Below are 17,766 nucleotides of genomic sequence, written 5' to 3'. Positions count from 1 at the left end.
AACAATGGCATCACAAGCAATTTCAACTGCAGTGGAGCTGGTGAATGCGCCGCTAATGTATAAAGGCAAAGTCCGCGAGCTGTACGATTTGGGAGAGCACTTCCTGATCGTGGTGACGGATCGTATTTCCGCTTTCGATTACGTGCTCGAGCCGGCCGTGCCGGACAAGGGCAAGGTGCTCAACCGCTTAAGCGCCCATTGGTTCTCGCTAACTGGCGGACTGATTGGCAATCATGTCATCCATACCGATATAGACCGCCTTGGCGATGTAGTGAAGCCGGAGCACAAGCACCTGCTGAAGGATCGGATTATGGTGGCCCGGAGAGCGGAGCGGATTCCCGTCGAATGCGTCGTGCGCGGCTACGTGACGGGCGGCGGCTGGAGGCAGTATGAAGAGACGGGCGAGATCAACGGCAGGAAGCTGCCGGAAGGTCTGCGGAAGAATGGCAAGCTGCCGGAGCTGATTTTTACGCCTGCTGCAAAGAACGACGTTGGCCATGACGAGGATATTTCGTTTGAACGGATGGCGGGGCTGGTCGGAGCGGAACTAGCTGAGCAGCTGCGCAGCCGGAGCCTCGAATTGTACGAGTTCGCACGTCGGTATTGCGATGAACGGGGAATTCTCCTCGCGGATTGCAAGCTGGAATTCGGTATCGTGGACGGCAAGCTCATCCTGATCGACGAAATTTTCACCCCTGACGCTGCACGCTTCTGGGCCAAGGAAAATTACGCGCTCGACACAGATATCGACAGCATGGATAAAGAGCCGGTACGAGCCTATTTGGCCGGCTCAGGGTGGGACAAGAACAGCAGACCGGCGCCATTGCCCCCTTTCGTCGTTGAAGAGACGGCCCGGCGCTACCTTGACATTTATGCTCGTCTGACGGGCGAACGGTTATCTTGAGGTGTTTTTAACGGGAGTAAGGCAGTAGTGACCAGCGGCAAGCATGTGTGATCTCCGGATCGCGCTAGGCAGGCACTAAGGCTTTCACTATATATTGCAACAAAGCAAAGAAACGAAGCAACGCAACAAGCAATGCAAGGAGCAATACAAGGAGCAATACAAGGAGCAATACAAGAAGCAACGCAACAACCAACGCAAGAAGCAATGCAACAAGCAATGCAACCAAGCAACAAACAGCATCAAAGTCATGAATTATTTTTATTATCATTCTTTTTAGGAGGAACACGAGGAATATGATTAAAGCGTCCGTTTATGTCACCATCAAGCAAAGCGTACTTGATCCGCAAGGGGTTGCCGTACAAGGTGCTCTGCATTCCATGGGATTTGCAGAGGTTGAAAGTGTCCGCATCGGTAAATATCTGGAGCTGCAGCTTGATACCAATGATCGCAACGAGGCGGAAGCCCGCGTCAAAGAGATGTGTGAGAAGCTGCTGGCCAATACGGTCGTTGAAGATTACCGCTTTGAATTGGAGGGCTAATCCATGAAATTCGCAGTACTCGTATTTCCCGGTTCCAACTGTGACATCGACTGCTACAAAGCCGTTGAAGACACATTAGGCGAGCCAGTCGATTATGTGTGGCATACCGCCACAGATCTTTCCGCTTATGATTGCATCCTTGTTCCAGGCGGATTCTCATACGGCGACTATCTGCGCTGCGGAGCGATTGCGAGATTTGCTCCGGTGATGGCCGAGGTCGCTAAAGCCGCCGAACAAGGTAAATATATTCTTGGCATCTGCAACGGATTCCAGATTCTGACCGAGGCGGGGCTGCTGCCAGGCACGCTGCGCCGCAACACGTCGCTGAAATTCCGCTGCCATGATACCGTTCTTCGCGTAGAGAACAACGACAATCCGTTCACGACCCAATACCAGAAGGGCGAGGAGATTCATATTCCGATCGCTCATGGCGAGGGGAACTACTATTGTGATGAAGAGACGCACGCGCAATTGAAGGCGAACAATCAAATTATTTTCCGATATGTAGATAATCCAAATGGTTCCGTAGACGACATTGCGGGAGTTTCCAATGAACGCGGCAACGTCGTCGGCATGATGCCGCACCCTGAGCGTGCGGTGGACAGCCTGCTGGGGTCTGAGGACGGAAAACGCATGTTTACATCGATATTAAAGGCTTGGAGGGATCGGCATGAGTCAGCAAGTGTCCGCTAAGGAACCAAATGCAGAGCAAATCGCTGAACAGCAAATTTACAAACAGATGGGTGTATCCGACAGTGAGTACGAGCTGATCTGCGGATTTCTGGGACGCAAACCGAACTATACCGAAATTGGCGTATTCAGCGTCATGTGGTCTGAGCACTGTGCCTATAAAAATTCCAAACCGCTGCTTCGCAGATTCCCGACCGACGGACCGCGCGTCCTGATGGGGCCGGGCGAAGGCGCCGGCATCGTCGACATCGGCGATAACCAGGCGGTCGTCTTCAAAATCGAAAGCCATAACCACCCTTCCGCAGTAGAGCCTTACCAAGGCGCGGCGACAGGCGTAGGCGGCATTATTCGCGATATTTTCTCGATGGGCGCAAGACCGGTGGCACTGCTGAACTCCCTGCGCTTCGGCAAGCTGGAAAGCGACCGCGTGAAATACTTGTTCGAGCATGTCGTCTCCGGGATCGCGGGCTACGGCAACTGCATCGGCATTCCAACCGTTGGCGGCGAAGTGGTGTTCGATGAAGCTTATGAAGGCAATCCGCTTGTTAACGCGATGTGCGTAGGTTTGATCGATCATGACAAAATCCAGCGCGGCGTAGCGAAAGGCGTAGGCAACCCGGTATTCTACGTGGGTCCTCCAACAGGCCGCGACGGCATCCACGGGGCAACCTTCGCATCCGAGGAGCTGACGGAGGAGTCCGAATCGAAGCGGACAGCCGTCCAGGTCGGCGATCCATTCATGGAGAAGCTGGTTATGGAAGCCTGTCTCGAGCTGATCGATTCCGGCATCGTCCTTGGTATTCAGGACATGGGCGCGGCAGGACTAACCTGCTCCAGCGCGGAGATGGCAAGTAAAGCGGGGAACGGCCTGGAGCTGTACCTGGATGAGGTTCCACAGCGCGAAGAGGGCATGACTCCGTATGAAATGATGCTCTCCGAGTCTCAGGAGCGCATGCTGTTCGTCGTGGAGCCGAAGGATGAGGCCCAGGCGATGGAAATTTTTGAGCGTTGGGGCGTTATTTGCGCCAAAGTCGGTAAGGTGACCGACGACGGCCGCCTCAGACTGATCCATAAAGGAGAGGTCGTTGGTGACATGCCGGTGACGGCGCTTGTCGACGAATGCCCAATTTACAACAAGCCATCCGCTGTACCGGCTTACTATGAAGAAAATGCAAATGTAGATACTCTGCGTTATGAAGAAGTTACGGATTTGAACGGAGCGCTGGACAAAGTATTGTCCTCTCCTTCCGTAGCGAGCAAAGCGTGGGTATATAACCAATACGATTACATGGTTCGCACCAGTACGGCGGTTCAGCCGGGCTCTGACGCGGCGGTTGTGACGATCCGCGGCACGCGCAAGGGACTGGCCATGACGACGGACTGCAACGGACGGTTCGTGTACCTGGATCCGGAAGTGGGCGGACGCATCGCGGTCAGCGAAGCGGCGCGCAACGTCGTTTGCTCGGGAGCCGAGCCGCTGGCAATTACGGACAACCTGAACTTCGGAAGCCCGGAGAAGCCGGATATTTTCTGGCAGATGGAAAAAGCGGTTGACGGCATGGCCGAAGCCTGCCGTGTGCTGAATGCGCCGGTTATCGGCGGTAACGTCAGCTTGTACAACGAGAATGCCAAAGGCGCAATTTATCCGACGCCTGTCGTCGGTATGGTCGGTCTTGTGCACGATACAGATCACATTACAACTCAAGGCTTCAAGGCTGAGGGCGACGTGGTATTCCTGCTCGGCGAGACTTTCGCAGAGCTGGGCGGCAGCGAATTCCAGGCCGTAGTTCATGGTGTGACAGAAGGACGTCCGCCGGCGCTGGATCTGAATGTCGAGAAAAAATTGCTGGACGGCGTACTGGCCGCGATTCAAAAAGGACTTGTGCAATCGGCACACGATTTGTCCGAAGGCGGTCTGGCCGTAGCCCTGGCCGAATCCTGCATCAGCGGCGGCCTAGGCGCGAAAGTCGATTTTGCGACAGAGCTTCGTCCTGACTTTGCTCTATTCAGCGAATCGCAATCCCGCATCTTGTTGTCGGCTGCGCCGGACAAGGCTGCCGAGCTTGAGCAATTGATCGCGTCCTACGGCGTTCCGGTTCAAAAGATCGGTCAAGTCACAGGCGACAAACTGGAGATTTCTGTGAATGCCCGCTCCGTGCTGGCTAGACCGGTAAGCGAGCTGAAGCAGGTCTGGGAGGATGTAATTCCATGTCTGATGCAATAATTCCGCAAGGGCTTTGGACAGGAGACTATTATAATCAAGGAACAGGCAAGAGCGATATTTTTGACACATTAAAAGAGGAATGCGGCGTATTCGGGGTGTTCGGGCACCCTGAGGCCGCCTCTTTGTCCTATTACGGCCTGCATGCGCTGCAGCATCGCGGTGAGGAGAGCGCAGGGATTTGCGTAACGAACGGCGATGAGTTCAATTACCATCGCGGCATGGGCCTCGTGAAGGAAGTGTTCGACCGGGATTTGCTCGCTTCGCTGCATGGGGACCGTTCCATCGGGCATGTCCGTTATTCTACCAACGGCGACAGCAGCCTGATGAACGCGCAGCCGCTCGTCTTCAAATATCGGGACGGAGATCTCGCGGTAGCCACGAACGGCAACATCGTCAATGCGCCGCAAATCCGTCATCAATTGGAACAGAGCGGCTCCATCTTCCAGACGACGAGTGATACCGAAGTGATCGCGCATCTGATCGCCCGCTCGCCGAAGGATTTCGTCGAGGCGGCAAGGGAAGCGCTGGCGCAATTGGTTGGGGGGTTCGCGTTCATGCTGCTGACGAACGATAAAATGATTATAGCCAGCGACCCGCATGGACTGCGCCCGCTCACGATGGGCCGCCTCGGCGACGCCTATCTGTTCTCTTCGGAGACCTGCGCGTTCGAGGTGGTCGGAGCGGAGTCGATCCGTGATATTTTACCTGGTGAAATGCTGGTGCTGGATGCGGAAGGTCTGCATGAGGACCGTTATGCGCAGCCTCAGCGCAAGGCGCTGTGCGCTATGGAGTATATCTACTTCTCCCGACCGGACAGCGATATGAACGGCTCCAATATGCATGCGGCCCGCAAACGGATGGGCCAGGTGATGGCACAGGAATCGTTCGTTGATGCCGACGTCGTAACCGGGGTGCCGGATTCCAGTATTTCCGCGGCCATTGGCTACGCCGAGCAGACGGGCATTCCTTACGAGCTTGGCCTGATCAAAAATAAATACACGGGACGCACCTTTATCCAGCCGAGCCAGGAGCTGCGCGAGCAGGGCGTGAAGATGAAGCTGAGCGCTGTGCGCCGGGTGGTTGAAGGCAAGCGTGTCGTCATGATTGATGATTCGATCGTTCGCGGGACGACATCGCGCCGGATCGTCAATCTGCTGCGCGAAGCCGGGGCGACGGAGGTGCATGTGCGGATTACCTCGCCGCCGTTCAAAAACCCCTGCTTCTACGGCATCGATACACCGAGCCGGGCCGAGCTGATCGCTTCCTCGAAGTCCATTGAAGAAATCCGCAAGGAGATCAATGCGGACTCGCTGGAGTTTCTAAGCGCCGAAGGCTTGATCAGCGCGGTGGAAGGGGATAACGCGAGGGATTATAAGGGCGGCCTGTGCATGGCCTGCTTTGACAACGATTATCCGACGCGGACGGATTTTGAAGGCGAAAAGAAGTTCGGCTGCAGCTGCTAAGGTAATTTGATTAAACCAATGTGAACAAAGCTGTTATGACTAAATTAATATGATTAAATAAAAATGATTGCTTAAGGAGAGTGTCCTTCGTGTCTGAAGCCTATAAAAATGCCGGTGTGGATATCGCAGCGGGCAATGAAGCGGTAGAGCGGATGAAAAGTCACGTGAAGCGGACATTCCGCCCTGAAGTGCTAACGGATTTGGGCGGTTTTGGGGCTTTGTTCGGCTTGAACAAGGATAAATATGAGGAGCCGGTTCTCGTGTCGGGAACCGATGGCGTGGGAACGAAGCTGAAGATCGCCTTCGCGATGGACAAGCATGATACGATCGGAATCGATGCGGTGGCGATGTGCGTCAACGACGTGGTCGTTCAAGGCGCGGAGCCGCTCTTCTTTCTGGACTACCTGGCTTGCGACAAGGTCATTCCTGCGAAAATCGAAGCGATCGTATCGGGCATCGCGGATGGCTGCAGCCAGTCCGGATGCGCGCTGATCGGCGGAGAAACGGCGGAAATGCCGGGCATGTACGCCGAGGGCGAGTATGACATCGCCGGGTTTACGGTAGGCGTAGTCGATAAGAGCAAGATTATCAACGGAAGCACAATTGCGGCAGGCGATACGGTGATCGGCCTGGCTTCGAGCGGCGTGCACAGCAACGGCTTCTCGCTCGTCCGCAAGCTTCTATTGGAGCAATGCGGCTACAGTCTGCATGATACGCTGCCTGAGCTTGACGGAGCACGGTTAGGCGATGTGCTGCTTACGCCGACCAAGCTGTATGTGAAGCCGGTTCTGGCTTTGCTGGAGCAGGTACAAGTGAAAGGAATGGCGCATATTACAGGCGGCGGCTTCATCGAGAATATTCCTCGCGTACTGCCTGATAACGTCAACGCTGAGATCGATCATGGCTCATGGCCGATCCTGCCGATCTTCGAGCTGCTTCAGCAGAAGGGCGATGTCAGCAACCGTGATATGTTCACGACCTTTAACATGGGTATCGGACTGGTTATAGTTGTAGCGAAGGAAGATGCCGAGAAGGCGGTTGAGGCGCTGCGTGCCGCCGGAGAAACGCCTTATGTGATCGGCCGGATTACGGAAGGCAGCCGGGAAGTGAAGTTTACAGGAGCGGACGTATAATGACGGATACAACTGTAGGGAGCTCAAAGCCCTACCGGATCGCGGTCTTCGCTTCCGGGCAGGGCAGCAATTTCCAGGCGCTGCTGGATCACTCCCGCGAGGGCCAGCTCGGCGCAGAAATCGTGCTGCTTGTCTGCAACAAGCCGGAGGCCCCCGTTGTGGAGAGAGCACGGCGCGCTGGCGTGGACTGCTTCCTGTTCGAGAAGAGGGCCTATGCCCGCCGCGAGGATTACGAGGCAGAGATCGCGCAGGAGCTGGAGCGCAGAGGCGTTGACCTGATTGTGCTAGCTGGATATATGCTGCTGCTGACTCCGGTTCTCGTTGACGCTTATCAAGGGCGCATGATTAATATCCATCCGTCCTTGCTGCCGTCTTTTCCGGGAAAAGACGCGATCGGGCAGGCATGGGAGTACGGCGTCAAGATCACCGGAGTTACCGTGCATCTGGTTGACGGGGGCATGGATACGGGGCCGGTCATTGCCCAAAAAGTTGTTGAAATCGAGCCAGGGGACTCGATCGAATCCCTTGAGGAGAAGATTCACGCCGCTGAACGGGATTTGTATCCGCAGGTGGTAAACTGGTTTGCCGTGGGCAAGGTTCGGGTCGATGGACGGCGAATTACGATAGAATGAAATCAGACCAGCAGAATGAAGTCAAACCAGCCGATATGAATGTACGGGATTGGCTGTGCTGCATGTTAAAAACGAGCCTAGATGTGGATTCCAAACATGGTTTAGCGAAATAACACTGTCGTTTTGCAAGAACTGCCGCTAATTGCAGTCTGTTTTCCGAGAGTATATGTCGATTAACGTTTTTATAATTTTGGTTAAATGGATTGTTTTCGATATTTCCCGAGAAATATCGGGTTATGGATCCAAGCGGTTGAATAGAGGAGCACCATTGCTATTAGTCAGTACGGCCTGAAGCCATGGCCTTATTCTTGCCATAATATAGAGGAGGAAGCCAATCGTGAGTATCAAAAGAGCGCTGGTTAGCGTTTCGGATAAAACGGGTATCGTGGATTTTTGCCGCGGGCTGTCGCAATTAGGAGTAGAAATCATTTCAACGGGGGGCACGAAAAACCTGCTGTCGAAGGAAGGAATTCCTGTCATCGGCATCTCCGATGTCACGGGCTTCCCGGAAGTGCTTGACGGCCGCGTGAAGACGCTGCATCCTGCTGTGCACAGCGGACTGCTGGCGGTACGGGACAGCGCCGAGCATCAGGCGCAAATGAAGGAGCTTGGCCTGGATTACATCGATCTGGTCGTCGTCAATCTGTATCCGTTCCAGGAGACGATTGCGAAGCCAGACGTTACTTACGAGGATGCGATTGAGAATATCGACATCGGCGGGCCGACCATGCTGCGTTCCGCTGCCAAAAACCATGCTTTCGTCTCCGTCGTCGTGGATTCCGGCGATTACAGCAAGGTATTGGATGAGATTGCGGCCGAAGGAGATACAACCCTGGAAACGCGCAAACGGCTTGCGGCCAAAGTTTTCCGTCATACGGCGGCTTACGATGCCTTGATCTCCGATTATTTGTCGAATGTGAACGGGGATCCGCTTCCTGAACGTTTAACAGTTACTTACGAGAAAATTCAGGATCTGCGTTATGGCGAGAATCCACATCAGAAGGCCGCGTTTTACCGCAAGCCTCTGGCTGCGGCGGACACGCTCACTTCGGCCGAGCAGCTGCATGGCAAAGAGCTATCCTATAATAACATCAATGACGCGAATGCGGCTCTGCAAATCGTGAAGGAATTCGAAGAGCCTGCGGTCGTGGTCGTTAAGCATATGAATCCTTGCGGGGTTGGCATTGGGGAGAGCGTTTACGAGGCGTTCCGCAAAGCGCATGAGGCTGATCCGGTATCGATCTTCGGCGGCATCGTCGCGGCGAACCGCATCATTGACGAAGCAACGGCACTGCTGCTGAAGGAGATTTTCCTGGAAATTATCCTCGCTCCCGGCTTTACGGATGAAGCCCTTGCCGTACTGACGCAGAAGAAAAACATTCGCCTGTTGAAGGTAAACGGCCTGGAGCTTGGAGCCAATCGCAAGAGCCAGCTTGTGGTCACCTCGATCGACGGCGGCATGATCGTTCAGGACAGCGACGTTCATTCCTTGCAGGAGTCCGATTTGAAGGTCGTTACTGACCGCGCTCCTTCCGAGGAAGAATTGAAGCAGCTCCTGTTCGCCTGGAAAGTAGTTAAGCATGTTAAATCTAATGCGATCGTACTGGCGAAGGACGATATGACGATCGGTGTAGGCGCTGGTCAAATGAACCGTGTCGGCTCGGCGAAAATCGCCATCGAGCAGGCCGGTGACAAAGTGAAGGGCAGCGTACTGTCTTCCGACGCGTTCTTCCCGATGGGCGATACGGTGGAAGCCGCGGCTAAAGCTGGTGTGACAGCGATCATCCAGCCGGGAGGCTCGGTCAAGGACGAGGAGTCGATCCAGATGGCGAACAAGTATGGGGTTGCCATGGTGTTCACCGGCGTCCGCCACTTCAAGCACTAGAGAGGTAGTTTTAAAAGTCGGCTTTTGATCACGAAGTAATTTCAAAGGAGCGAATTCGGCGTCGAATCTTGAATCCAGCGGGAGCTTCTGATACAGAACGTGTAATTGAATAAAACTTTCAAGATGGACAGGGACGGTGGACCGCAGCGGCGGCCTGCCGTTTGCTGTTTGGATATGAGGAGGAGCAGTGGTATGGACATTTTAGTAATTGGCGGCGGCGGCCGGGAGCATGCGATTTGCTGGGCGCTGGCCAAAAGCCCGAAGGCAGGCAGAATTTATTGCGCGCCGGGCAACGCAGGGATCGCTCAAGTAGCGGAGACCGTTCCGATTGCGGTGAACGAATTTGATAAGCTAACGGCGTTCGCCCAAGAGAAGCAGGTAGGACTGGTGGTCGTCGGTCCGGATGATCCGCTGGCGGACGGCATCGTGGATGCGTTCGAAGCGAAGAGCATTCCGGTGTTCGGGCCGCGCAAAAATGCAGCTCATATTGAGGGCAGCAAGACGTTCATGAAGGATTTGCTGAAAAAATACAACATTCCGACAGCCGCTTACGAAAAGTTCGACGATTATGAGGAGGCCAAGGCATACCTTGACCAACAGAAGCTGCCGATCGTCATCAAGGCAGACGGGCTTGCTGCGGGCAAAGGGGTAACGGTAGCCTTCACCCGCGAGGAAGCGGACGCGGCTTTGAAGAATATTATGGTTGGCAAGGTATTCGGCGATGCCGGCAGCCAGGTGGTCATCGAGGAGTTCCTCGAAGGGCAGGAAATGTCGATCCTTGCTTTTGTAGATGGAGAAGTTGTTCGTCCGATGTCGGCAGCGCAGGATCATAAGCAGGTCTATGATAACGATAAGGGACCAAACACGGGCGGCATGGGTACTTACTCACCGCTGCCGCATATCGCGGATACCATCATCGAGGAAGCGGTCGAGACGATCATTAAACCTACAGCCAAAGCGATGGTGGCGGAAGGCCGCCCATTCCGCGGCGTACTGTTCGCCGGTCTAATGATCTCGCCGGATGGTAAGCCGAAGACGATCGAGTTCAACGCCCGGTTCGGCGACCCGGAGGCCCAGGTCGTACTGCCCCGGCTGAAGAGCGATCTGCTGGAAATTTTCCTGGCTGCGGTGAACGGCACGCTGGACAAGGTGGAGATCGAGTGGAGCCATGAAGCGGCGGTATGCGTCGTGCTTGCTTCCGGCGGGTACCCTGCTTCCTATCCGAAGGGACTGCCGATTTCCGGGCTGGATGAGGCCGGGGATGCGCTTGTATTCCATGCAGGAACGGCAAGGAATGGAGCCGGGGAGTGGATTACCAACGGCGGACGTGTGCTTGGTGTAGTAGGGCTGGGGCAGGGTATTGCGGAAGCCCGCGAGAAGGCCTATGCTGCAGCGGAGCGCATCACCTTCGAAGGCAAGCATCAGCGCTCGGACATTGCGGTTAAAGCGTTGCGATAATAAAATGCAAGACTAATAGGAGAAGCCGTCCAAGCAGTTGTTTTGCTGTAGGACGGCTTTCTTAATTAGGACCATCGTTAAGCCATTCAAACGTCATTCAAACTTATAGTACCAGAAGATGGCTTTTTCATTAGCATTTGAAAAATTGGAGTAGAGCATGCTATCAACTCCGCCAATAATAAAGCTGTTGCTTGCATAAAACCGGCAAGCCGATATATTGACATCCTGCGTTTCAAGCATCAGACCAACGTGTTTATTTTCTTTTGCCCACTGCACACCTTTTTTTAATAGTTTGGTTCCAATTCCTTGTTGTCTCCAGTCTTTGGATACTCCAATGTCTTCGATAAGAGCATATCCGTTCCAATTTGAACGAAGCCTAATTTGTCCGATGCACATATGATCAACGTAATATAAAAAAACAGCTTTTCCTGGATCTTCGGTGTAAGTTGTGTCGATATCTTCATTCTCATATTGCTTAAAGTATGGCTCAGGGAATGCCTCTTCCGTATAGGTCCAATGGTCGTTTTCATACTTAGGGATAATCCTCCCCGATACCACGAAGCGTTCGTTCGGCTTGTTAAAATCACATAGATTTGAGCGCCTCATTTTTATTATCATCTCGAAATCCCTCCTTTCGTTTGGCTGAGTACCATTTTTCTTATTCGTTATTGTGTTTTCAAAATCCTTGCCTATATATATCAACTCCCAAAAGGGTTACACCTAAAATTGCAGTATGTTTGTTCCCGATTTGCGGTTATGCACATTATCGTACAATATGGCCCTTTATAAAGTGACTCCGCCGTTCATAAGGAAAACCTCTGACAAACCGCCGCTAATATCACTGACCTACGGCCCAAAATGTAAAACATGTTTTACATTTCGCCTTATTATTGTTACAATTATTAACAAATACAGCGGAAAAAGAGGTGTAGAAATGAAAAGGAAAGCCGATGAAATGCAGCTGTCGCTAGCTACAAAAGCTACGAAATGGCTTGGTATTTTTTATACAGTCAGTTTATTAGTTTGGACCATTTTAGATTTGGTTTTTAACAATCATTTAGGCATACAATTTATTATTTTATTAATGGGATTAATTATCTTTTTCGTTTCGATGATGATTATGAGACAAAGAATGCAATGACGGAGAGCGGGGTACGATGAAAAATCACATACATTCAAAGAGAAAGGAATTGGGCCTGTCCCAGCTGGAGCTGGCTGAGAGGGTAGGGGTGACGCGCCAAACCATTAATGCGGTAGAAAATAATAAGTATGACCCGAGCTTGAAGCTGGCCATGAACATCGCCAAGGTTCTCCAAGTAACCGTGGAGGAGCTGTTCTTTGAATAGCGCAATCCAAAATTCCCGGATAAGCAGCCTGTTTCTGATGCATCTTAAAGGTAATAGCTATTGCGATTATTGATGAAGGAGGCGTCGAATCGATCATGAGCAAGGAAAAGAAGGATATGCTTCCAGTCTCCCGCGAGAGGGTGGAGGTTGAAGGGCTGTACACGGATGAATGGGGACGTTCGGAATATTTGTACCGGGGGCAGGAGTTTCCTGCGGATCTCATTATGGGCACGACGGAATGGAAGCTCACAGAGCTTGCCGAGGATGCGGCTGACCGCGATATTTCGGATGACTTCGAGAATACAGGGCATTCAGGTAAACGCCGCAGCGGCCAAGTGGAGTGATCTTACCCAAATGCTGTACCTGAAACAAGAGCAATCCGCTTCAGCGCCAGAATATTATCTGGTGCTTTTTGCTATTTTTTGGCCTATATTTTTCGATAGAAGATGAATTGTTGGCTCAGGTTACGTATAATAACGAGAAGAAGTTTATTCGGGAGGACGAGCCATGCCAACTACAACAGGAATACATCATATTACGGCGTTTGTAGGAGATGTTCAAGGGAACGTGGATTTTTACGCAGGCGTCCTCGGCTTGAGATTGGTCAAGAAGACGGTCAATTTTGATGCACCAGAGGTGTATCATTTATATTTCGGGAATGAATCAGGCAGTCCGGGAACGATCATCACCTTCTTCCCGCAGGATGGCGCGGAGGTCGGAATGATCGGGGGAGGGCAGGTCGGAGTCACTGTGTTTGCCGTCCCGCCGGGGAGTCTGCTGTTCTGGCGCAAGCGCCTGAAGAAATTCGGCATTCCGATTATGGACAATTCCCGCTTCGGTGAGGATTATGTTCGTTTTACGGATAATTCCGGTTTGCTGATCGATCTGGTTGAGCGCGCGGAAGGGCCGGAGAGCACCTGGTCTTTTGGCGGGGTCCCGCAGAAGTACGCGATCAAGGGATTTGGCGGCGCATTACTGTTCAGCAGCGACAGCCAAAGCACGGCAAGGGTGCTGGAGCTGATTCTCGATATGAAGCGGATTGGCGAGGAAGAAGGGCTGATTCGATATCAGGCCGCGGGTGACCTCGGTAATTGGATTGATTTGAATGCGGAGGATATTCCGAGAAGCGGCGGCGGAGCCGGAACCGTTCATCATATTGCCTGGCGGGCGAAGGATGACGAGGAGCAGGAAGAATGGCGGCGGATGATCGAGCAGTGCGGCCTTCACCCAACGCGAATCATGGATCGCGATTATTTTAAAGCACTGTATTTCCGCGAGCCTGGCGGCATCCTGTTCGAGATCGCTACCGATCCTCCAGGGTTTACGGTTGACGAGCCGCTTATGCAGCTCGGGGAGAAGCTGATGCTGCCAGACCGGTACGAACCGCATCGAAGCACGATACTGTCCCATTTAAGCAGCTTTCAGGTCCGGTTCTTCGAGTTTGAGGAGGAGGCGGAGGAAGAGTCAGGGGCAGGGGCAAAGGAATGAGGCGTATTTGGAGTAGAATGGATCCTGTGGCGATCCGGCTCAGGCAGAGCTCGGGATAAAGCTCAGGCAGGACGCTTAGGCAGAACGCTTAGGCAGAACGCTTAGGTAGAACGCTTAGGTAGAACGCTTAGTTAGGACGCATAGTCAGGAGCTCAAGCAGCTTGTTTGGCTTCGGTAGAAGAGATATTTTTGGTGACAAACTTTTATTGTGTTAGATAGATTAATAATTTGTTGAACAGAAGTGAGGAGAAAAGATGAGTCAAACGGAACAAGAGACAGAACAACGTACGGTAGGCATGGAGGAAATCGTTCGGGCCCATCATGTGCTCAAGGAGGTTGTGGTGCGCACGCCTCTGCAGCTGGATGCGACACTGTCGGCGAAATACGGATGCCGGGTATTTCTGAAGCGGGAGGATCTTCAGGTCGTTCGTTCCTTCAAAATCCGCGGGGCCTATAATAAGATTCGCAGTTTAAGTCCGGAGGAGCTGGAGAAGGGCATCGTCTGCTCGAGCGCAGGCAACCATGCGCAAGGCGTGGCATTCTCCTGCAATGCGCTGGGGATTCCAGGCGCCATCTTCATGCCGAGCACGACGCCGAATCAGAAGGTGAAGCAGGTTAAACGGTTCGGCGGCTCTCATGTGGAGGTCATTTTGACGGGAGATACTTATGACGATGCTTTTGAAGAAGCGATGAAGGCTTGCCGGGAACGCGGCATGACGTTCATCCACCCGTTCGACGATCCGAAGATCGTTGCGGGAAACGGGACGATTGGCATGGAAATCCTGGAGAATCTCGACACGGCTGCGGATTATGTGTTTGTAACGATTGGGGGCGGCGGATTGGCTTCGGGCGTCGGAACGTACATCAAGGCGATGAATCCGGAGACGAAGCTGATCGGCGTGGAGCCGCTGGGAGCCGCTTCGATGAGCGAGTCGTTCGAGCAGCAGCAGGTCGTCACATTGGAGACGATCGACAAGTTCGTGGACGGTGCGGCCGTGAAGCGAGTCGGCGATTTGAATTATCGCATTTGCGCCGATTTGCTGGACGATATCGTAAAGGTGCCGGAAGGAAAAGCATGCACGACCATTCTTGATTTATATAATGATAGTGCGATTGTCGTCGAGCCTGCCGGTGCGCTTCCGGTATCAGCGCTCGATATGTACAAAGATGAAATTCGCGGGAAAACGGTCGTCTGTGTAATCAGCGGCGGCAATAATGATATCGATCGCATGCAGGAAATGAAGGAGCGTTCGCTAATATACGAAGGCTTGAAGCATTATTTCCTGGTGAACTTCCCTCAGCGCGCCGGGGCGCTGCGCGAGTTCCTGCAGGATGTGCTCGGGCCGAACGATGATATCACCCGGTTTGAGTATACGAAGAAGCATAATAAGGAGAACGGGCCGGCGCTGGTGGGCATCGAGCTAAGCGATCCAGCGGATTACGAAGCGCTGATCGGCCGCATGGACGCCAAGGGAATTGCCTATACGGAGCTGAACCGGGATTTGAATCTGTTTAATTTGTTGATTTGATCCGGACGGCAGATTCGTTTTAGAGCTTTTCGTAGAGCCTTTTGTAGAGCATTTGTAGGAACATTTTGTAGAGATTTGTACAGCGTTTAGAAGAATATTTCTTAGAGCGCATTCAGAAGAACATTTTGTAGAGCGTTTAGAGGAGCATTCGTAGAGTTTTTCGTAAAGCGTTTAGAAGAATATTTCGTAGAGGGTTTCTAGCAGCTCAAATTTCTGAGTAATCTGAGTTTGATAAAACGGAGGTCGCTGCAGATGAACATGACTCCAAAATGGCTGGAATGGGCGAAGCAAATCCAGGCGCTCGCTCAGACCGGGCTTGCCTATACCAAGGATGTGTATGATGCGGAACGCTATGAGGCACTGCGGGAAGTCAGCGTTGACATACTGAACAGCTATACGACCGTGGATCGGGAGATCATCGAGCTGTCGTTCGCCAATGAGCGCGGGTATGCAACACCCAAGGTCGATATCCGCGGCGTTGTGTTCAAGGATGACAAAGTGCTGCTCGTTCAGGAGAAGCATGACGGCTGCTGGGCTTTGCCCGGGGGCTGGGGGGACATCGGGCTGTCTCCTTCCGAGGTAGCGGTGAAGGAAATCAAGGAGGAGGCCGGCTACGAGACAAGGCCGGTGCGTCTGCTTGCTGTCCTAGACAAAAAATTTCATCAGCATCCTCCAGAACCTTATCACGTCTATAAATTTTTTATCCAATGCGAAATTGTCGGCGGCGAAGCGGCGGAGGGGCTGGAGACGAGCGGCGTGGCTTTCTTTGCAGAGACACAGCTTCCGAAGCTATCCCTCCAGCGTAACACGGAGCAGCAGATCAGAACGATGTTCCAGTTTCTGAAGAATCCGGATAAGCCGGCGATTGTGGATTAATGCTTAGCAGCCAGCCAGTATGAAAAAAGTGAAAATTAAAAGCAGCCTATAGCGGCCAACGGAACTGTGACCCGATTTATGGAATGGGCCACAGTTCACTAAGCTAGCTGGGCTGCTTTTTTGGTTGTCAGCAGGTTACTAACGGACCGAGGATCGCTATAATCGCAAAATTGAGGTTAGCACAAGGCTAACGGACCGAGGATCCGCTATATTCACAAAATTGAGCACAAACACAAGGCTAACGGACCCGAGAGACCTTATTCGGCTAAAAAGGAGCTTTTGGCGGTGATTTTCAGCGAAATAGCGTATTCTGTGTCCGATAGGTATGGTAATTTAGCAGTTTTGTCACAGATAGCGCCTCTGGTGTCCGTAAGTTTCTCGCCCATGGACTCAGAATCTAATTTGAGCTAGCTGGGCTGCTTTTTTGGTTGCCAGCAGGCTACTAACGGACCGAGGATCGCTATAATCGCAAAATTGAGGTTAGCTCAAGGCTAACGGACCGAGGATCCGCTATATTCACAAAATTGAGCACAAACACAAGGCTAACGGACCCGAGAGACCTTATTCGGCTTAAAAGGAGCTTTTGGCGGTGGTTTTCAGCGAAATAGCGTATTCTGTGTCCGATAGGTATGGTAATTTAGCAGTTTTGTCACAGATAGCGCCTCTGGTGTCCGTAAGTTTCTCGCTCTCCACTTGCCCCACCCTGCTCCCTTACCTATACCCTGCACTTCACCTATATTCGATATTCGCCCTACATTCGCGACTCGTCTCTATATTTAGTCCCTACATTCGCGACTTGCCCCTATACTTGCTCTTATTACTCGCACGCTTTATTTATCCTTGTATTTGTTGCCCATACTGCTGAACTCCACCGATACGGACAGCGTAGCAATTACAAGCTGAGCTAGAGAAGAATCCAATCGATGTCCTATTTTAACTAATCATCGTGCCATAACAAGCGAAGGAACAATTGCTACAATTGTTCCTGTAAGCGTATACAGGCTGCGAGCGAGCGGTGGCCTACCGTTGTGATGTGACGCCAAACAGCTCCCGTTGGGTCTGTGTGAAGTATGGAAGCAAAGCATCGTACCGCCTCCTGTTGGAAGTGTGTGAGGTGCGGAAAGGAAAGCATGCATCCCCCCTCCGTTGAGGCTGTGTGAGGTGCGGAAAGGAAAGCATGTATCCCCCCTCCGTTGGGTCTGTGTGAAGTGTGGAAGCAAAGCATCGTACCGCCTCCTGTTGGAAGTGTGTGAGGTGCGGAAAGGAAAGCATGCATCCCCCCTCCGTTGAGGCTGTGTGAGGTGCGGAAAGGAAAAGCATGCAAACACCCCCCCGTTGGAGTGTGGATGTGCGGAAAGCAAAGCCTCACACTACCCCCTTTGGGGTGTGTGCGGAAAGGGAAAGCACTGCAACCGCCCACCGTTGGAAGGCTCGCGGGTACGGAAGACAAGGCAGTGAACGCCGCATGGCGGTAGCGGTGCACGGTGTGGTTCACGCGAGAAATCGTGAGCTGTTCGTGATGAGTTGTTTCGTTAGAAGCCAAGAGGTGCTAGAGAGATGAGCCTTTCGGGCGAGAAGCCAAGAGCTGATCGAGAGATG

The 17,766-nt window shown here is 52.7% G+C and carries 17 protein-coding genes; 16 read left to right on the top strand and 1 reads right to left on the bottom strand.

The annotated features are described in order from the left end of the window. The first annotated feature begins 4 nt into the window (after window positions 1-4). The 10 genes from BN2762_RS25330 to purD all read left to right on the top strand — a co-directional run bounded on the left by BN2762_RS25330 (window position 5) and on the right by purD (window position 10,928). Window positions 5-904 (top strand): phosphoribosylaminoimidazolesuccinocarboxamide synthase, encoded by a 900-nt coding sequence (locus BN2762_RS25330; RefSeq protein ID WP_055109709.1) that lies wholly within the window; start codon window positions 5-7, stop codon window positions 902-904. Between the two features lie 132 nt (window positions 905-1,036). Further along, complete coding sequence (locus BN2762_RS28005; protein WP_222861122.1) at window positions 1,037-1,201, top strand: hypothetical protein; 165 nt, start codon at window positions 1,037-1,039, stop codon at window positions 1,199-1,201. Beyond that, entirely contained in the window at window positions 1,198-1,443 is a 246-nt protein-coding gene (purS, locus tag BN2762_RS25320) for a phosphoribosylformylglycinamidine synthase subunit PurS (protein WP_055109705.1), read from the top strand. The genes BN2762_RS28005 and purS overlap by 4 nt, the downstream gene beginning before the upstream one ends. A gap of 3 nt (window positions 1,444-1,446) precedes the next feature. After that, window positions 1,447-2,136: a phosphoribosylformylglycinamidine synthase subunit PurQ gene (gene purQ / locus BN2762_RS25315; RefSeq protein ID WP_055109703.1), complete on the top strand. Its 690-nt coding sequence runs from the start codon at window positions 1,447-1,449 to the stop codon at window positions 2,134-2,136. After that, on the top strand, window positions 2,114-4,357 hold the full coding sequence (gene purL, locus BN2762_RS25310) for a phosphoribosylformylglycinamidine synthase subunit PurL (RefSeq protein WP_055109701.1): 2,244 nt from the start codon (window positions 2,114-2,116) through the stop codon (window positions 4,355-4,357). Before purQ ends, purL begins: the two co-directional genes overlap by 23 nt. Next, window positions 4,342-5,820, top strand: a complete 1,479-nt coding sequence (purF, locus tag BN2762_RS25305) for an amidophosphoribosyltransferase (protein WP_055109699.1) — start codon at window positions 4,342-4,344, stop codon at window positions 5,818-5,820. The genes purL and purF overlap by 16 nt, the downstream gene beginning before the upstream one ends. A gap of 89 nt (window positions 5,821-5,909) precedes the next feature. Beyond that, complete coding sequence (purM, locus tag BN2762_RS25300; protein WP_055109698.1) at window positions 5,910-6,953, top strand: phosphoribosylformylglycinamidine cyclo-ligase; 1,044 nt, start codon at window positions 5,910-5,912, stop codon at window positions 6,951-6,953. Further along, window positions 6,953-7,585, top strand: coding sequence for a phosphoribosylglycinamide formyltransferase (purN, locus tag BN2762_RS25295; protein ID WP_055109697.1), 633 nt, complete (start codon window positions 6,953-6,955; stop codon window positions 7,583-7,585). The genes purM and purN overlap by 1 nt, the downstream gene beginning before the upstream one ends. 337 nt (window positions 7,586-7,922) lie before the next feature. Further along, window positions 7,923-9,470: a bifunctional phosphoribosylaminoimidazolecarboxamide formyltransferase/IMP cyclohydrolase gene (gene purH, locus BN2762_RS25290; protein ID WP_055109695.1), complete on the top strand. Its 1,548-nt coding sequence runs from the start codon at window positions 7,923-7,925 to the stop codon at window positions 9,468-9,470. 192 nt (window positions 9,471-9,662) lie between these two features. Next, window positions 9,663-10,928, top strand: coding sequence for a phosphoribosylamine--glycine ligase (gene purD / locus BN2762_RS25285; RefSeq protein ID WP_055109693.1), 1,266 nt, complete (start codon window positions 9,663-9,665; stop codon window positions 10,926-10,928). Between the two features lie 93 nt (window positions 10,929-11,021). Here purD and BN2762_RS25280 read toward each other — a convergent pair whose 3' ends face one another. After that, the gene (locus BN2762_RS25280; RefSeq protein WP_055109691.1) at window positions 11,022-11,546 is read right to left on the bottom strand and encodes a GNAT family N-acetyltransferase; all 525 of its coding nucleotides are present in this window, start codon (window positions 11,544-11,546) and stop codon (window positions 11,022-11,024) included. A gap of 316 nt (window positions 11,547-11,862) precedes the next feature. Between BN2762_RS25280 and BN2762_RS25275 the strand changes: the two genes are divergently transcribed. From BN2762_RS25275 to BN2762_RS25250, 6 genes are all read left to right on the top strand, one after another. After that, window positions 11,863-12,069 carry a hypothetical protein gene (locus tag BN2762_RS25275; RefSeq protein ID WP_055109689.1) on the top strand — a complete coding sequence of 69 codons (207 nt, stop codon included), beginning with the start codon at window positions 11,863-11,865 and terminating at the stop codon, window positions 12,067-12,069. Between the two features lie 16 nt (window positions 12,070-12,085). Continuing rightward, on the top strand, window positions 12,086-12,274 hold the full coding sequence (locus BN2762_RS25270) for a helix-turn-helix transcriptional regulator (RefSeq protein WP_055109687.1): 189 nt from the start codon (window positions 12,086-12,088) through the stop codon (window positions 12,272-12,274). Between the two features lie 95 nt (window positions 12,275-12,369). Continuing rightward, window positions 12,370-12,618, top strand: coding sequence for a hypothetical protein (locus BN2762_RS25265; RefSeq protein ID WP_055109685.1), 249 nt, complete (start codon window positions 12,370-12,372; stop codon window positions 12,616-12,618). 163 nt (window positions 12,619-12,781) lie between these two features. Next, window positions 12,782-13,762, top strand: a complete 981-nt coding sequence (locus BN2762_RS25260; protein ID WP_055109683.1) for a ring-cleaving dioxygenase — start codon at window positions 12,782-12,784, stop codon at window positions 13,760-13,762. A gap of 254 nt (window positions 13,763-14,016) precedes the next feature. Further along, entirely contained in the window at window positions 14,017-15,291 is a 1,275-nt protein-coding gene (gene ilvA / locus BN2762_RS25255; RefSeq protein ID WP_055109681.1) for a threonine ammonia-lyase IlvA, read from the top strand. 258 nt (window positions 15,292-15,549) lie between these two features. Then, complete coding sequence (locus BN2762_RS25250; protein WP_055110406.1) at window positions 15,550-16,167, top strand: NUDIX hydrolase; 618 nt, start codon at window positions 15,550-15,552, stop codon at window positions 16,165-16,167. Window positions 16,168-17,766: the final 1,599 nt, after the last annotated feature.

This window comes from Paenibacillus ihumii, from assembly GCF_001403875.1.
Taxonomy (GTDB): Bacteria; Bacillota; Bacilli; order Paenibacillales; family Paenibacillaceae; genus Fontibacillus; species Fontibacillus ihumii.
The sequence above is the reverse complement of the archived record's forward strand: the minus strand, read 5'-3'. Positions and strand labels throughout refer to the sequence as shown.

Bases quoted from the DNA above. Each gene is read 5' to 3' on its own strand.
- BN2762_RS25330 (WP_055109709.1), top strand. From the start codon at position 5: ATGGCATCACAAGCAATTTCAACTGCAGTGGAGCTGGTGAATGCGCCG.
- BN2762_RS28005 (WP_222861122.1), top strand. From the start codon at position 1,037: ATGCAAGGAGCAATACAAGGAGCAATACAAGGAGCAATACAAGAAGCA.
- purS (WP_055109705.1), top strand. From the start codon at position 1,198: ATGATTAAAGCGTCCGTTTATGTCACCATCAAGCAAAGCGTACTTGAT.
- purQ (WP_055109703.1), top strand. From the start codon at position 1,447: ATGAAATTCGCAGTACTCGTATTTCCCGGTTCCAACTGTGACATCGAC.
- purL (WP_055109701.1), top strand. From the start codon at position 2,114: ATGAGTCAGCAAGTGTCCGCTAAGGAACCAAATGCAGAGCAAATCGCT.
- purF (WP_055109699.1), top strand. From the start codon at position 4,342: ATGTCTGATGCAATAATTCCGCAAGGGCTTTGGACAGGAGACTATTAT.
- purN (WP_055109697.1), top strand. From the start codon at position 6,953: ATGACGGATACAACTGTAGGGAGCTCAAAGCCCTACCGGATCGCGGTC.
- purD (WP_055109693.1), top strand. From the start codon at position 9,663: ATGGACATTTTAGTAATTGGCGGCGGCGGCCGGGAGCATGCGATTTGC.
- BN2762_RS25280 (WP_055109691.1), bottom strand. From the start codon at position 11,546: ATGATAATAAAAATGAGGCGCTCAAATCTATGTGATTTTAACAAGCCG.
- BN2762_RS25275 (WP_055109689.1), top strand. From the start codon at position 11,863: ATGAAAAGGAAAGCCGATGAAATGCAGCTGTCGCTAGCTACAAAAGCT.
- BN2762_RS25270 (WP_055109687.1), top strand. From the start codon at position 12,086: ATGAAAAATCACATACATTCAAAGAGAAAGGAATTGGGCCTGTCCCAG.
- BN2762_RS25265 (WP_055109685.1), top strand. From the start codon at position 12,370: ATGAGCAAGGAAAAGAAGGATATGCTTCCAGTCTCCCGCGAGAGGGTG.
- BN2762_RS25260 (WP_055109683.1), top strand. From the start codon at position 12,782: ATGCCAACTACAACAGGAATACATCATATTACGGCGTTTGTAGGAGAT.
- ilvA (WP_055109681.1), top strand. From the start codon at position 14,017: ATGAGTCAAACGGAACAAGAGACAGAACAACGTACGGTAGGCATGGAG.
- BN2762_RS25250 (WP_055110406.1), top strand. From the start codon at position 15,550: ATGACTCCAAAATGGCTGGAATGGGCGAAGCAAATCCAGGCGCTCGCT.